Source organism: Corynebacterium breve (assembly GCF_030252165.1).
GTDB lineage: Bacteria > Actinomycetota > Actinomycetes > Mycobacteriales > Mycobacteriaceae > Corynebacterium > Corynebacterium breve.
In genome coordinates, this window is record NZ_CP126969.1 from 119,260 (window position 1) to 132,425 (window position 13,166).

The 13,166-nt window shown below is 59.5% G+C and carries 13 protein-coding genes; 10 read left to right on the forward strand and 3 right to left on the reverse strand.

Translation table 11 applies throughout. The features are described from left to right. The first annotated feature begins 47 nt into the window (after positions 1 to 47). On the forward strand, positions 48 to 737 hold the full coding sequence (locus QP027_RS00635; RefSeq protein ID WP_284825264.1) for a hypothetical protein: 690 nt from the start codon (positions 48 to 50) through the stop codon (positions 735 to 737). A gap of 29 nt (positions 738 to 766) precedes the next feature. On the opposite strand, the gene QP027_RS00640 is transcribed toward QP027_RS00635, so the two are convergent. After that, positions 767 to 1,624, reverse strand: a complete 858-nt coding sequence (locus tag QP027_RS00640; protein ID WP_284825265.1) for an HAD family hydrolase — start codon at positions 1,622 to 1,624, stop codon at positions 767 to 769. A gap of 375 nt (positions 1,625 to 1,999) precedes the next feature. Here QP027_RS00640 and ssd point away from each other — a divergent pair, with 375 nt between their 5' ends. Genes ssd through QP027_RS00675 form a run of 7 tightly spaced genes read left to right on the forward strand, consistent with a single transcriptional unit; the run spans position 2,000 to position 6,392 of the window. Further along, complete coding sequence (gene ssd, locus QP027_RS00645) at positions 2,000 to 3,040, forward strand: septum site-determining protein Ssd (protein WP_284825266.1); 1,041 nt, start codon at positions 2,000 to 2,002, stop codon at positions 3,038 to 3,040. 2 nt (positions 3,041 to 3,042) lie between these two features. Beyond that, positions 3,043 to 4,185 carry a TadA family conjugal transfer-associated ATPase gene (locus tag QP027_RS00650; protein ID WP_284825267.1) on the forward strand — a complete coding sequence of 381 codons (1,143 nt, stop codon included), beginning with the start codon at positions 3,043 to 3,045 and terminating at the stop codon, positions 4,183 to 4,185. Beyond that, positions 4,182 to 4,955, forward strand: a complete 774-nt coding sequence (locus tag QP027_RS00655) for a type II secretion system F family protein (protein ID WP_284825268.1) — start codon at positions 4,182 to 4,184, stop codon at positions 4,953 to 4,955. The genes QP027_RS00650 and QP027_RS00655 overlap by 4 nt, the downstream gene beginning before the upstream one ends. Continuing rightward, a complete protein-coding gene (locus QP027_RS00660; protein WP_284825269.1) occupies positions 4,952 to 5,542 on the forward strand; it encodes a type II secretion system F family protein in 591 nt (196 codons plus the stop codon). The genes QP027_RS00655 and QP027_RS00660 overlap by 4 nt, the downstream gene beginning before the upstream one ends. Before the next feature lie 22 nt (positions 5,543 to 5,564). Beyond that, the gene (locus tag QP027_RS00665) at positions 5,565 to 5,768 is read left to right on the forward strand and encodes a DUF4244 domain-containing protein (RefSeq protein ID WP_284825270.1); all 204 of its coding nucleotides are present in this window, start codon (positions 5,565 to 5,567) and stop codon (positions 5,766 to 5,768) included. 4 nt (positions 5,769 to 5,772) lie between these two features. Continuing rightward, complete coding sequence (locus tag QP027_RS00670) at positions 5,773 to 6,066, forward strand: hypothetical protein (RefSeq protein ID WP_284825271.1); 294 nt, start codon at positions 5,773 to 5,775, stop codon at positions 6,064 to 6,066. Next, positions 6,063 to 6,392 carry an Rv3654c family TadE-like protein gene (locus QP027_RS00675; RefSeq protein WP_284825272.1) on the forward strand — a complete coding sequence of 110 codons (330 nt, stop codon included), beginning with the start codon at positions 6,063 to 6,065 and terminating at the stop codon, positions 6,390 to 6,392. The genes QP027_RS00670 and QP027_RS00675 overlap by 4 nt, the downstream gene beginning before the upstream one ends. Here QP027_RS00675 and QP027_RS00680 read toward each other — a convergent pair. Further along, positions 6,389 to 8,740, reverse strand: a complete 2,352-nt coding sequence (locus QP027_RS00680; RefSeq protein ID WP_284825273.1) for a DEAD/DEAH box helicase — start codon at positions 8,738 to 8,740, stop codon at positions 6,389 to 6,391. The two genes, QP027_RS00675 and QP027_RS00680, sit on opposite strands and share 4 nt — an antisense overlap. A 246-nt stretch (positions 8,741 to 8,986) precedes the next feature. Here QP027_RS00680 and QP027_RS00685 point away from each other — a divergent pair, with 246 nt between their 5' ends. Next, positions 8,987 to 9,190, forward strand: coding sequence for a cold-shock protein (locus QP027_RS00685; RefSeq protein ID WP_284825274.1), 204 nt, complete (start codon positions 8,987 to 8,989; stop codon positions 9,188 to 9,190). 64 nt (positions 9,191 to 9,254) lie between these two features. On the opposite strand, the gene QP027_RS00690 is transcribed toward QP027_RS00685, so the two are convergent. After that, positions 9,255 to 9,881, reverse strand: a complete 627-nt coding sequence (locus QP027_RS00690; RefSeq protein WP_284825275.1) for a DedA family protein — start codon at positions 9,879 to 9,881, stop codon at positions 9,255 to 9,257. A gap of 308 nt (positions 9,882 to 10,189) precedes the next feature. Between QP027_RS00690 and topA the strand changes: the two genes are divergently transcribed. Then, the gene (topA, locus tag QP027_RS00695) at positions 10,190 to 13,165 is read left to right on the forward strand and encodes a type I DNA topoisomerase (protein WP_284825276.1); all 2,976 of its coding nucleotides are present in this window, start codon (positions 10,190 to 10,192) and stop codon (positions 13,163 to 13,165) included. Position 13,166: the final 1 nt, after the last annotated feature.

The window sequence follows — 13,166 nt, forward strand, 5'->3', positions numbered from 1 at the left end:
CAGACTAGTACCGACTTTTTAATAATGCTCGTTTATCTTTCTAGCTCGTGGCTATTCTAGTTGATATGAATTCGTCGGACCCGCTATCCCCCTTCCAGCAACTAGGGGACGTAGCAGCGCTTATCGACGACACCACCGCCGCCATTGCAGTTGCCCACCGCCGCCCAGCTGCTTTACGACGAGCCGACATTATCGTCGGTGAGAGCGTTCTCCGGGGAGCGAAGTTGTCGGGAATGCTTGACGGCGCAGCAGTGGAAGACATGGTGAGCCCATATGCTGTGCTGTCTCCAGAAACAGCGGCCATGACCGCGCAGACATTCCTTCGTGCGCCTTCCCAAGTGTTCGCCCGCCTTGACGTGGCAGCTGGAGGTGAGGGCAAGCCGTCAGATCCGCAGCGAATGGAGGCGTTGGCCCGATTGATTACCGCGCCGGGTGTGTCTGGGTTGCTTTTGGCGCAAGTGGTGCACTTTGAAGTCGCGGGCAGGGAACTTTTCGGCTCACGCAGCGGGGTCGTAGGCCGTGTGTCGTCGCGGTGTGCTGCGCTTGCTACAGGTGTGGACCCTTTGGGAATCTGTGTGCCGGAAACCTATTACAACCGGCATCGTGAGGACTATGCTGTGGCCCTCACAGGCTGGGTTTCGGGGGATAGGCACGCGGTGACTCAGGCGTTGGAGTTTGGCCTGCGGGCGTGGATCGCCGGGGCTGAAGAGGCTGACGGGATCGCGCGGGCAGCGTGAACTTGGTGAACTTGGGCTTGAGCGAGCGGTTAAGCAGTGCGCGGGTCGCGCAGGAGCTTTGTCGCTACCCACACCCCGCCGGCGGCTAGGGCGGTGATGCCGGCGATGACTCCGGCGCCAATGCCAACTTCGCGCGCGCTTGGAGCGTGGAAAAGCGGTTCTGGGTGTTTGAACGCGCGTATCTCCCAACCCTGTTCAAGTGCATGCTTCTTCATGGCGCGATCGGGGTTGACGGCCACTGGATGGCCAACCTTTTCCATCATGGGGATGTCCGTAGCGGAATCCGAGTAGGCGAAACTGTTGGCTAGGTCAAAGGCGTGGCTTTCCGCCAACTCAGTGATCGCCTCGGCTTTGGCAGGACCCTTGACATACTTGGTAATCCGGCCGGTAAATTTGCCATCGACAACCTCGGCTTCCGTGGCGACAACCTTCGTGACGCCGAGCTCTGCTGCAATGGGTTCGACAAGGTGCGAGGCTGAGGCAGACACGATGATGATGTCGTGCCCGGCGGCCTTGTGAAAGGCAATCAGCTCGCGGGCTTCCGCGTAGATCGCCGGCGTGACCACGTTGTGCATGGTCTCGGCGGTGACCTTGCGTACATCGTCCACCGACCAGCCAGCGATCATTGACGCGAGTTGATCTCGGGTGGTGTCCATTTGTTCGCCAGACATGCCGGTGAACATGTAGGAAGTCTTCGCAAGGTAGAGCTCGAATGCTTCTTGCTTGGTGATCATGCCGCTGTTCATGAACTCTTTGCCAAACGCAAAGGCCGAGGAGGTGGCGATGATCGTCTTGTCGAGATCAAAGAACGCGGCAACTCGGCGACGTGCGAGAGCCTTCGTTGGCTGCCCCGCGGTATCGCGTGTTGATGCGTTGTTTGAAACCATGTGCATAGTCTAGTCGCAAAGCCCGATGAAAGTGAAGTGACACATGTGACTGGAGAGGTTGAGTCTGGGTCTATAGAAAGAATTTTCTAAGAACATGTGGAGTATTCGCCCGCGACCTTGTTCTTCGGGGAACCGATGTGCAATAATCGGCAGTGCAAGGCCCCGATATACAGTGCGGCCTGCCCCGGTCCTCCCCCCGAGGCCGGGTTACGACGACCCGCGCACACCCCCCGAGGCGCGGGTCGTCCTTTATTTTGTCAAGTCGTGGTGGTGCTTATCCACAGAAATTTGTTGAAATATGCGCAATCTCGGGGGTTATCCACAACTCGGCGAAAGCTTTCAGCGGGGGCGGGCTAAATCCACGACAGTGAGGGCATGACCACCGAACAAGCCCCAATCCTGGTAGCAATCGACAACCCCGCACTCCATCCCGAAGCCGTCCACATCGCGGCCGCCACTGGCCGACCCGTCATTGACGCTCGCGACGTTCTCACTGTTACCCGTCACTCCTCCCGGGCTCACGCCCTGCTTATCGACGACACTTATGCCCGCGAACTCCACCGGCCACCAGGGTCCTTGCCCGTGTACTTTCTTAGCGACGATCCCGCCGGCGTTGATTTTGAAGCGGCGATGAATTCCCACGCCCAAGAGGTGTTCCTCCTACCCGCTCAGGCAAAGGAACTTTTGTCCGCGTTAGGGAAGCAAACTCAGTTTGAGAATGCTTCCCGTGACTCGGGTCGGGTCATCGCCGTCGTGGGTGCGGCGGGAGGCGCGGGGACATCCACGGTGGCGGCGGCCTTGGCACGTGTAGCGAGCAAAACGGGGAGCCCCACTCTTATCGACACCCATCGGTACTCCGGTGGACTTGATCTGTTGTTTGGCATCGAGGAAGTCATCGGGGCGAGGTGGGGAGACATTTCATTGGGAGACGGTGATGTACAGCGTTCTGACTTGCGTCTTGCTTTCCCCACTACCGACGACGGAGTGGCGGTCTTGTCGTCGGCACGCACCGGAATCAATGATCCATTCCGCCTCGATGCACACGATCTGGACCGGGTGATCAGAATCCTCGCGACCGAGGACCTCACGATTGTCGATGCGTCTCCCGGTAGTATTCCGGCCCGATGTGACCTTGCGGTTGTGGTCACTCCAGCAGAGGTGAGAGCTGCGGCGGCAGCAAGTTTGATCGTGAGTGAATGCAACGCAACAAACACACCGGTAGTGCTAGTCGCACGCCATCGCGGGTGGTCGGGGTTGAACAACAACGAGCTGGAGCGGGTCGCAGGCGCTCCGGTTATCGCGGAAGTAATCCAAGTGCCACGACTTGCCCGCACGATCGAAGTGTCCGGATTGCCACAGCGACTGCCGGGGACTTTAGACCGGGCCGCTCACGCGATCCTTCAGGAAGCGAGCTAATCATGCCCGTTGAACCCGCCGTGCTTGAGAAAATTCAGCGCCGTGTTGCGGAAAACCCCGAACTAGAAAACCCGGCGCGCCTCGCCAGCGTGATCCGCGAGGAAGCCGTTGTGATCAGTGACCTCGATGTGCTGGAAGTGATGCGCACCCTGCGACACAACTCGACCGGCGCTGGCCCTCTCGATGTGCTTTTCGGACGTGAAGCCGTCACCGATATCTGTGTCAACGGGCCAGAGGAAGTATTCGTCGACCAAGGCAAGGGGCTCGAGCACACCGATGTGCGGTTTCGTTCAGTGGAAGACATCCGCAAACTGGCATCCCGGCTGGCATCGCAGTGCGGGCGCAGACTCGACGATGCACAGCCGTTCTTTGACGGACACATCACACGCCCCGACGGCACCACGATCCGCATCCATGCCGTGCTTTCCCCGCCAGCGACGGGCTCGGTCTGCTTGTCCCTGCGTGTCCTGCGCAGCCGAGTCACATCGTTGGATCAGCTAGTTGCCGGCGGCGCTCTACCCGAGGAGCAAGCCAACCTTCTACGCCAAATGATTGCTTGCCGACGATCCTTCCTCGTCGTCGGCGGAACCGGTTCCGGAAAAACCACCATGCTCGGTGCACTGCTGGGTGAGGTCAAGGAGACGGAGCGAATTATCGCATTGGAGGACACTCACGAACTATCGCCCCCTCATCCCCACGTACTCAACCTGATGACCAGGACGGCAAATACTGAAGGCATCGGTGCAATTAGCATGAGCGATTTGTTGAAGCAGGCTCTAAGAATGCGACCGGATCGGATCGTCGTGGGAGAAATCCGCGGAGCCGAGGTGGTTGATCTTCTTGCGGCGCTCAACACCGGTCACGAAGGTGGCGCGGGAACAGTGCACGCAAATTCTATCGCCGAGGTCCCCGCCCGATTGGAAGCCCTGGCTGCTCTTGGGGGGCTTGATAGTCGGGCGCTCCATACTCAGCTGGCCGCCGCTGTAGACGTTGTGATTGTGATGAGGCGAGACCCCGAAGGGAGGCGGATCGTTCACCAGATCGGTCTGCTCGATGGGAACCCCGTGGAAGCGATAGTCGGCTGGGACTCCACTACCGGTCCCACCGAACATTACCGGCGACTGAGCGAGGTGATGAGCGGATGACGACCTTCATCGCTGCAGCGTTGGGCATTGCAGTGCCACCGGTTCCTCCGGGAAAGAGGATTCTGCCCCGGGTGGGCTCGTCGACAAGCAAAGAACGACTGGTGGTGTTTCTACCTGTACTCCTAGTCTTCTTGATCGTGTCCGACCAGGCCACTATTGTTCTCGCCTGCGTTATCGTTGGGGGTACCGCCCTGTATATCGTGGATAGCTCGATAGCTCAGCGCGAAGAGGAGCGAGAACGAGAGGTAATCGCTCACTTCCTGGGACACATGCTCACTGATCTGCGCGCGGGTGCCACACCGGCCCACGCGGTGGCCCACGCGATCGAACACATCCCCACCGATGCGCCGAACGAACTGCGGCAGGTGCTTAACAACGCACACAGTCAACTCGCACGTGGAGGCGGGGCTGCTGAAGCGCTCCAGGAAGCAGCGAGCACGCACCTGCGAGAACTAGGCGCCGTCTGGGCCCTGTCTGACACACGCGGCATCCCCATGGCCGATCTGTTGGAAAAATCACGCGATCGCATCGATGCGACCACTCGGCGCGCTTCTCAAGTCAAAGCCGCTCTGACCGGACCGAAGACGACGGCGACTGTTCTTGCAGCGCTTCCCTTTGCAGGGATCGGAATGGGGGCCATGATGGGAGCCTCTCCATTGACGTTTCTCACAACGACCGGGCTGGGCAACGCATTGTTTCTTGCCGGCACAGCATTGACCAGCGGCGGGATTCTGGTTTCCCACGCGATCATCCAGAAGGCGGCGACATGATCAGCACGGTTTCTCTTGCCTGCTTGGCAGCGGCGGTGGCGCTTGGCCCAGCTCGACCGCATCATCGCATCGGCAGGGCTGAAAAACCGAGGTCAAGAACAAAGAATCCGAGGGACGGGCCGCTTGACTCCCTGCGGATTGCGGCTGACATCGACTTATTTGCCGCGTGTCTTCGCGCCGGTGTATCTCACGACAGTGCCGCTGCTGCCGTCGCCTCGACATATGACGGCGGTGGACAGGGGGATACCGATTCGCACATCGGGCAGCGCTGGAGCTCGGTGGTGGCCTTGAACGCCGTGGGGGTCGAACCCGAGCGCGCCTGGGAGGAGATGGTGGACCTACCAGGACTTTCGGAAGTCGCTGACCTTGTTGCGCTCTCCAGCCGCACCGGATCGTCACTGGCCGCAGGATGCGAACGCATTGCTGAGGCGCTGCGAGAAGAATCCGCCGACAAAGCCACTGCACAAGCGGAACGAGCTGGCGTGCTGATCAGTATCCCGCTCGCGCTGTGCTTTCTACCAGCATTTTTCATCCTTGGACTCGCCCCGGTTGTGATCAGCCTGGGCATGGAACTACTACCTCAATGACAACCTCGAAAGGAACACTACAATGACCGCTTTTCTCTTCCGTCTTCAGACTAGAATCAATGACCTGACCAGCAATGACCGCGGGATGTCAACAATCGAATACGCGATGGGTTCGTTGGCCGCAGCCGCCCTCGCCGCCGTGTTGTACATGGTGATCAACGGCGAGGGTGTGGTCAGTGCGATCGAAGGCATCATCACTGACGCGCTTTCCAACACACCGAACTAGCATTATGTGGGCTGATGATCGCGGCTCCGTCACAATCGAAGCCGCCTTGTCTCTAGCCACGCTCATCATCGTGGCTGCGGGAATCGTGGCTGGTATTGCGACGATGGCCGCGTACATCGCCGCCATCGACATCGCAGGGGCTGCCGCACGCGCGCACGCTATTGGGGTTGACTACGAATCTGCACGGGCAGACATCACGGTCTCGGAACAAGCAGGCCTGGTCACCGTGCAGGTGAAACTCCCCGCAGCGATCGGTACCGCCGAAGCCACGGCGACCTACCCGGTGGAGTTTCGATGAATGGCACGCACTTGCTTTACGACGACCGCGGCTACGCAACGGTGACCTCCGCCGGGATCATCGCTGCAGTGGTGACCTTGCTGGCTGCGGTCGCCGGTGTAGTGCAGCACCAGATCGGTATTCATCGGGCGCAACTTGCAGCCGATCTTTCTGCAGTTGCAGCTGCGACGGCGCTGTACGAGGGCTTTGATGCGTGCGCGGTGGCTGCAGACACAGCCGGGCTGAATAACTCGCAACTATTAGAGTGCGCGGTTGTGGACAGCGACGTTGTCGTCCAGGTGGCAGCGGGATCGGCACACCAGACCTCCCGGGCCGGGCCTCTTTAGCTGGTCTGGGGTGTAGTGGCGGTCATCGTCACCAGCGCGCCGAGCAGCTTCAACGCCGCGTGCTTGTCCAGCGGCTGGTTGCCGTTGCCACATTTTGGTGATTGCACACAGCTGGGGCAGCCGGACTCGCAGGCACACGAGCGCACCGTCTCAAACGTGGCGGTGATCCACTCGTGGAACCGGGCGAATCCTTCGTCGGCAAAGCCCGCGCCACCGGGGTGACCGTCATACACAAACACCGTGGGCAGTCCCGTATCCCCATGCAATGCGGTTGAAACACCGCCGATGTCCCATCGGTCACAGGTGGCCAGGAGCGGAAGGAGACCGATGGCTGCGTGTTCGGCCGCATGCAGCGCGCCGGGAACTTCACCAGCAGTAATGCCCATTTCCTGCAGCACCAGTGGATCGATCGTGTACGCGACAGCGCGGGTGTACAGAGTCTGTTCGGGCACGTCTAAAGGGATGTGCTCGCTCACCGTGCCATCGGAAAGCCTCACGACGTAGCCGGTCACGTGATCGGTGACCTCGACATCGACATTGGCCACCCACAGGCCAGGGGAGTAGTTGATTAGTTCACTTGGCTCGCCAAGAATGCGGATGTCTGTAGTGGACCTGGCCTGCGTGGTGTAATCCGGAGTCTCCGGTTTCGCAAGCGCCACGTAGTTGTCTAGATCCAACTCCTCGATGACGAAGTATTCGCCCTGGTGGATGTACACCGCGCCGTCGTGCACTTGTGAAGCCGCGCGGGCCGAATCGACAGTGCCTAGGAGGCGACCGTCTGACATATCCACGATCATGACCTCCTCGCCGGAGCCACCACGTAAAGACACTGCACCGTGGGCCGAGTCCGGGGTGATCTCGCCCTCCAGCTGGGGCACTGCGAACCAACCCTGGGGTCTGCGGCGCAAGAATCCACGTGCGGTTAGATCGTCGACCACATCATGGGCAGCAAAGGCCTCCACGTCTTCCGGGGTCAGCGGCTTTTCCACCGCCGCACAGTAGACATGGCCCCGCAACACATAGGGGTTCGCGGGATTGAATACGCTGTTTTCCACCGGCTTACCCAGCAACGCCTCGGGATGGTTTACCAGATACGTGTCCATCGGTTCGTCGCGTGCCACCATCACCACCACGGAACCTTGTCCGCGGCGCCCGGCGCGGCCAGCCTGCTGGGTAAACGAGGCAACCGTGCCAGGAAAACCCGCCATGACCACGGCATCGAGTCCACCGACGTCGATGCCTAGCTCCAGGGCGTTGGTCGTCGCCACGCCTAAGAGCTTGCCGCTATCCAAGTCTTGCTCTAGTCGGCGCCGGTCTTCCGCGAGGTAGCCGGCCCGGTAAGAAGCGATGCGCGAAGCGAAGTCAGCGCGGCCTGCGACCACCAATTCCTCTGCGCAGCGCATGGCCACGATCTCGGCAGCACGACGCGACCGGACAAAGGTCAAGGTACGTGCGCCTTCGCGAACCAAAGCCGACATGATCTCGGCTGCCTCGGTCGTGGCGGCACGACGCACCGGGGCTCCTTGTTCGCCCTCCGCACCCTCGATAAAGCCCGGCTCCCATAGCGCGATAGTGCGCTCACCGGTCGGTGCCGTATCCTCCGTGATCGCTCGCACCGGCCGACCGATCAAGCGCGTCGCCTGCCCAGACGGATCTGCAGATGTCGCAGAAGCAAACACCACCGTAGGCGTCGAGCCGTAGGCCGCGGCAAGACGCAGCAATCGGCGCAAAACCAGCGCCACGTTGGCACCGAAGACCCCGCGATAGGTGTGGCACTCGTCGACAATGACGTATTTCAAGTGGCGCAGCAGGCGAGCCCAGCGAGAGTGCGCGGCCAAAATTCCGGCGTGGAGCATGTCGGGGTTAGTGAAAACAAAGCGAGTGGCATCGCGAATCCCACGCCGAGCCTCGGTCGGGGTGTCCCCGTCGTAAGGAGCGGGGTGCACCCCGGCAAGGTCGTCCACATCCCGCACCAGCCCCAGCACCGACTGAAGCTGGTCCGAGCCGAGCGCCTTCGTCGGCGTGATGTACATGGCGCAGGCGGTGGGGTCGTCGGCAAGCGAAGTGAGCGTAGGGAGGAGATACCCAAGCGACTTTCCCGAGGACGTTCCGGTGGCGATCACCACATCGTGGCCCGAAAAAGCCGCCTGCGCACACTCGGCCTGGTGGGTGTAAAGCCTGTCGATTCCTTTATCGAATAGCACCTGTTGTAATTCCGGGTGTACCCAATCGGGCCAATCGGAATAACGGGCCTCCCGTGCAGCAACGGTGTCCACATGGGTGATCGTGGACCGCGGAAAATCATGCTTGAGCTGGCCAATTAGCTCTTCGCCAAAAGTATTCGTCATCCCACACTCACCCTTTTTGGTGTAATAATTCGATCGTTTTCAGTAAAAAACCGATTGTGCGCTATCGCATCGGGTCAATCCATGACACACTATTTATGGTCGCAGATTCTGTGCGCGCCTCTCCAGGTGCTCGTGAGGGATTTTGTCCGCGGGCACCAGGTTTTGTAAGACCTGGTGAATCGGAAAGACCCGGTGCCAACACCCGTTGGTGCCGCACAATACCGGCATTCAATGAAAGGTCACAAAATGGCTACCGGAACTGTTAAATGGTTTAACGCTGAAAAGGGCTTCGGCTTCATCGCTCCTGACGACGGCTCTGCTGACGTCTTCGTTCACTACTCTGAGATCCAGGGCAACGGCTTCCGTACCCTCGAAGAGAACCAGAAGGTTGAGTTCGAGGTCGGCGAAGGCGCAAAGGGCCCACAGGCTCAGGGCGTTACCGCTCTCTAAAAAGCGCTTAACGACGAAGCCCTCTTCCACACGGGAGAGGGCTTTTTCATACCTTGAACCGTGCCTAAATGCTCGAGTAACCGCGACGCTCATCGGACCACTCGAAGAGACGGGTTTGCGCGCGTTGGATCAAGAATCCCACGAATGTACCCAAAAGCACGCCGACGACCATGCCTAAGAGTGGATTGTCGCGGAAGAGCGCACCGCCGGCGTAGCCAATAAGTACTGTCTGGAACGCCCACACGATCACGCCGATGGTGTCGTAAATGAAAAACGCGAACCAGGGGTAGCGCACCGAGCCCAAAATGATCGTGGCGACCCACCTGGCCCAAGGAATGAACCTAGCGACGATGATGGTGACCCCGGCTCGGCGTCGCATGTTGCGTCGAACCCACACCACGGCTTGTCCCGCCTTGGTCTCGGAATCGAATCGATTGACCACTTTAACCAGACGGGTGCCCAAGATATAGCAAATGTTGTCACCGATGATCGCGCCCGAGGCGGCAAAAAAGATGACAGCCCAAACATTGGGTACACCCGTTGAACCCGCGAACGCGCCAGCCAAGTTCAAAACCGTTTCCGATGGAACCAACGGAACGAGGGCGTCTAGGACGATTAGTAGGCTGACCAGCGGATAGAAGATCGGCATTGTCATGAGTTGCTCCAGCCACATGACGATTTGATCTGCCACACTAACCTCCCACAAACGCTGGAAATCTGCCTTTGCACCGACTCTATTGGATTTCTACATTGTATGCTGCAAGGGTTTTGACCGTCGACGTAAACATATGTGGTGTTATGGTCGATAGGAAATTTAGGCGACCTATCGTCCGAAAGTTGGGGAGACCCTGCTAGTTTCTCCATCAGGAAAACATTCACGTCTATTTTCTCGTCGAAACCACTCACACCAATGTGGTGAACGGGTCAGGTGTGACACGTCGCATACAGTTGTGGCATGGTGAGCACACCAGGCACTTTAGGAATTGAGGTACACACGCCGTGGCAGATGCAAACGGAGCGGACAAGACATTAGTCATTGTCGAGTCTCAAACGAAGGCGAAGAAGATCCAGAACTACCTGGGCGACAAGTACATTGTCGAAGCCTCCGTCGGACACATCCGCGACCTGCCAGGACGAGCCGCAGATATCCCGGATAAGTACAAGAAGGAATCATGGGCCAAGCTCGGCGTCAACCCCGAGGACGGCTTCGAACCCATCTATGTAGTTAGCCCCGACAAGAAGAAGAAAGTTGCCGATCTGCGGGCAAAGCTCAAGCAGTGCAATAAGCTCCTTCTTGCAACAGACCCGGACCGCGAAGGCGAAGCAATCGCGTGGCACCTGCTGGAGGTTCTCAAGCCCAAGGTGCCGGTAGAGCGCATGGTGTTCAACGAGATCACCGAAGCAGCCATCAAGGAAGCAGCGGAAAACACCCGCGAAATCGATACCGACCTGGTCGATGCGCAAGAAACACGCCGAATCCTTGACCGTCTCTACGGCTACGAAGTCTCACCCGTGTTGTGGAAAAAGGTCATGCCGCGCCTTTCCGCAGGTCGCGTGCAATCCGTCGCCACACGCGTCATCGTCGAGCGCGAACGCGAACGCATGGCATTCATCTCGGCCGAGTACTGGGACCTCGCGGCAACGCTGAATACTGGCAAGGCCGACCAGCCGGAAAACCCCGCGGAATTCGATGCAAAGCTGGCCACGCTAGACAGCAAGCGCGTCGCACAGGGGCGGGATTTCACCGACCGCGGCCAGCTGAAGAAGGCGAGCGACCAGGTGGTCGTCGTCGATAAGCAGAAAGCAGAAGCCCTGGCGAAGGCGCTTGAAAAGCAGCCGATGCACGTGGACGCGGTTGAGGAAAAGCCATACTCGCGACGCCCCTACGCGCCGTTTATGACCTCCACGCTGCAGCAGGAGGCCGGTCGCAAGCTTCACTTTACGTCCGCCCGCACGATGCGTATTGCGCAGCGACTGTACGAAAACGGTCACATTACGTACATGCGTACCGACTCGACCTCGCTGTCCCAGCAAGGCCTGAAGGCTGCCCGCAACGCCGCGACTGAACTTTATGGCGCGAACTTTGTGTCGAGTAGCCCGCGCACCTACGACCGTAAGGTGAAAAACTCCCAGGAGGCGCACGAAGCGATCCGACCTGCTGGTGAGCGTTTTGCCACCCCGGGCCAACTGGCAGGCGCGCTCGACGCTGAGGAATTCAAGCTGTATGAGCTGATCTGGCAGCGCACCGTCGCCTCCCAGATGGCAGATGCCAAGGGCACCTCTATGAAGGTTGTCATCTCTGGCACCGCGACCACCGGCGAAAAGGCTGAGTTCCACGCGACCGGACGCACGATTACCTTCCCGGGTTGGCTGCGTGCCTACTCCGACGCGCAGGATAACAAGGACTCGCATCTACCGGTTCTGGCCAAGGGCGACGATCTGACCTCCACGAAGATCACCGCCGATGGTCACTCCACCAATCCGCCAGCTCGCTACACCGAAGCGAGCCTGGTGAAGAAAATGGAAGAGCTAGGAATTGGTCGTCCGTCGACGTATGCCTCGATCATCAAGACGATCCAAGATCGCGGCTACGTATTCGTGCGTGGCAATGCGCTTGTGCCTTCGTGGGTGGCGTTCTCCGTCGTCGGCCTGTTGGAGCAGAACTTCACCCCGCTGGTGGACTACGATTTCACTTCCTCAATGGAAGACCAGCTGGATGAGATCGCGAATGGCCAAGAAGACCGCACCGATTGGCTCACCGGCTTCTACTTCGGTGACGCCGAGGCCGATGATTCCATGGCGGAAGCCATCGCGCGCCACGGTGGTCTCAAGGCGATGATCGAGGGAAATCTGGAGTCCATCGACGCACGCCAGGTCAATTCTTTGAAGCTTTTCGACGATTCCGAAGGCCGCTCTATCAACGTGCGTGTCGGCCGCTACGGCCCGTACATTGAGCGCCAGACCGGCGTAACGGCTGAGGGAGAGCCGGAGTACCAGCGCGCGAATCTGCCCGAATCCGCGACCCCGGACGAGGTCAACCTAGAGATGGCGGAGAAGCTCTTCGCCACGCCTCAGACCGGCCGTGAGCTTGGGGAGAACCCAGCTAACGGGCGCATGATCGTTGCTCGCGACGGCCGTTATGGCCCGTACGTCACCGAGGTGGTGCGCGATGACGAGCGTGAGAAGGCCGAGGCCGCCGCCGAAAAGGTCGTCGCCGAGGAGCGCGCGGCTGAAGATGCGCAGCGTGCCGCTGATGGAATGCGTGCGAAGAACTGGGAGACCAAAACCGCAGCGAAGCAGAAGGAAAAGCGCATCGCCGAGCTTGTCGACGAACAATTGAAGCCGAAAACCGGCTCGCTGTTCCAGAACATGGAATCGGCAACGATCGAGCTAGATGATGCACTCAAGTTGCTGAGCCTGCCACGTGAGGTAGGCATCGACCCAGCAGATGACGAGCTCATCACAGCTCAAAACGGTCGTTACGGCCCGTATTTGAAGAAGGGCAACGATTCGCGTTCGCTTGCGAGCGAGGATCAGATCTTCTCCATCACCCTGGAAGAGGCACGTCGCATCTACGCCGAGCCGAAGCGTCGTGGCCGCGCGGCAGCGAAGCCACCGCTGAAGATGTTGGGCGACAACGATGTCTCAGGCAAGCCAATGAGCATCAAGGATGGTCGCTTTGGCCCATACGTCACCGACGGTGAGACCAACGCGTCCCTGCAGCGTGGCGATACCCCTGAAACCATGACCGACCAGCGCGCTAACGAGCTGCTTTCGGCTCGCCGCGCCCGCGAGGCCGAGCAGGGCAGCGCCCCTGCGAAGAAGACCGCGCGAAAGTCGGCCAAGAAGACGACAAAGAAAACGGCTAAGAAAACGGCTAAGAAAACGGCTAAAAAGACTACTAAGAAGACCACACGCAAGGCACCGCCGCAGACAACGAAAAACGTAGTCAAGGCGGGTTCTAGAAGGAAGTAGT

Coding starts and splice junctions, on each gene's coding strand:
- QP027_RS00640 (WP_284825265.1), bottom strand. CDS start 1,624: ATGGTTTCAAACAACGCATCAACACGCGATACCGCGGGGCAGCCAACG.
- ssd (WP_284825266.1), top strand. CDS start 2,000: ATGACCACCGAACAAGCCCCAATCCTGGTAGCAATCGACAACCCCGCA.
- QP027_RS00650 (WP_284825267.1), top strand. CDS start 3,043: ATGCCCGTTGAACCCGCCGTGCTTGAGAAAATTCAGCGCCGTGTTGCG.
- QP027_RS00655 (WP_284825268.1), top strand. CDS start 4,182: ATGACGACCTTCATCGCTGCAGCGTTGGGCATTGCAGTGCCACCGGTT.
- QP027_RS00660 (WP_284825269.1), top strand. CDS start 4,952: ATGATCAGCACGGTTTCTCTTGCCTGCTTGGCAGCGGCGGTGGCGCTT.
- QP027_RS00665 (WP_284825270.1), top strand. CDS start 5,565: ATGACCGCTTTTCTCTTCCGTCTTCAGACTAGAATCAATGACCTGACC.
- QP027_RS00670 (WP_284825271.1), top strand. CDS start 5,773: ATGTGGGCTGATGATCGCGGCTCCGTCACAATCGAAGCCGCCTTGTCT.
- QP027_RS00675 (WP_284825272.1), top strand. CDS start 6,063: ATGAATGGCACGCACTTGCTTTACGACGACCGCGGCTACGCAACGGTG.
- QP027_RS00680 (WP_284825273.1), bottom strand. CDS start 8,740: ATGACGAATACTTTTGGCGAAGAGCTAATTGGCCAGCTCAAGCATGAT.
- QP027_RS00685 (WP_284825274.1), top strand. CDS start 8,987: ATGGCTACCGGAACTGTTAAATGGTTTAACGCTGAAAAGGGCTTCGGC.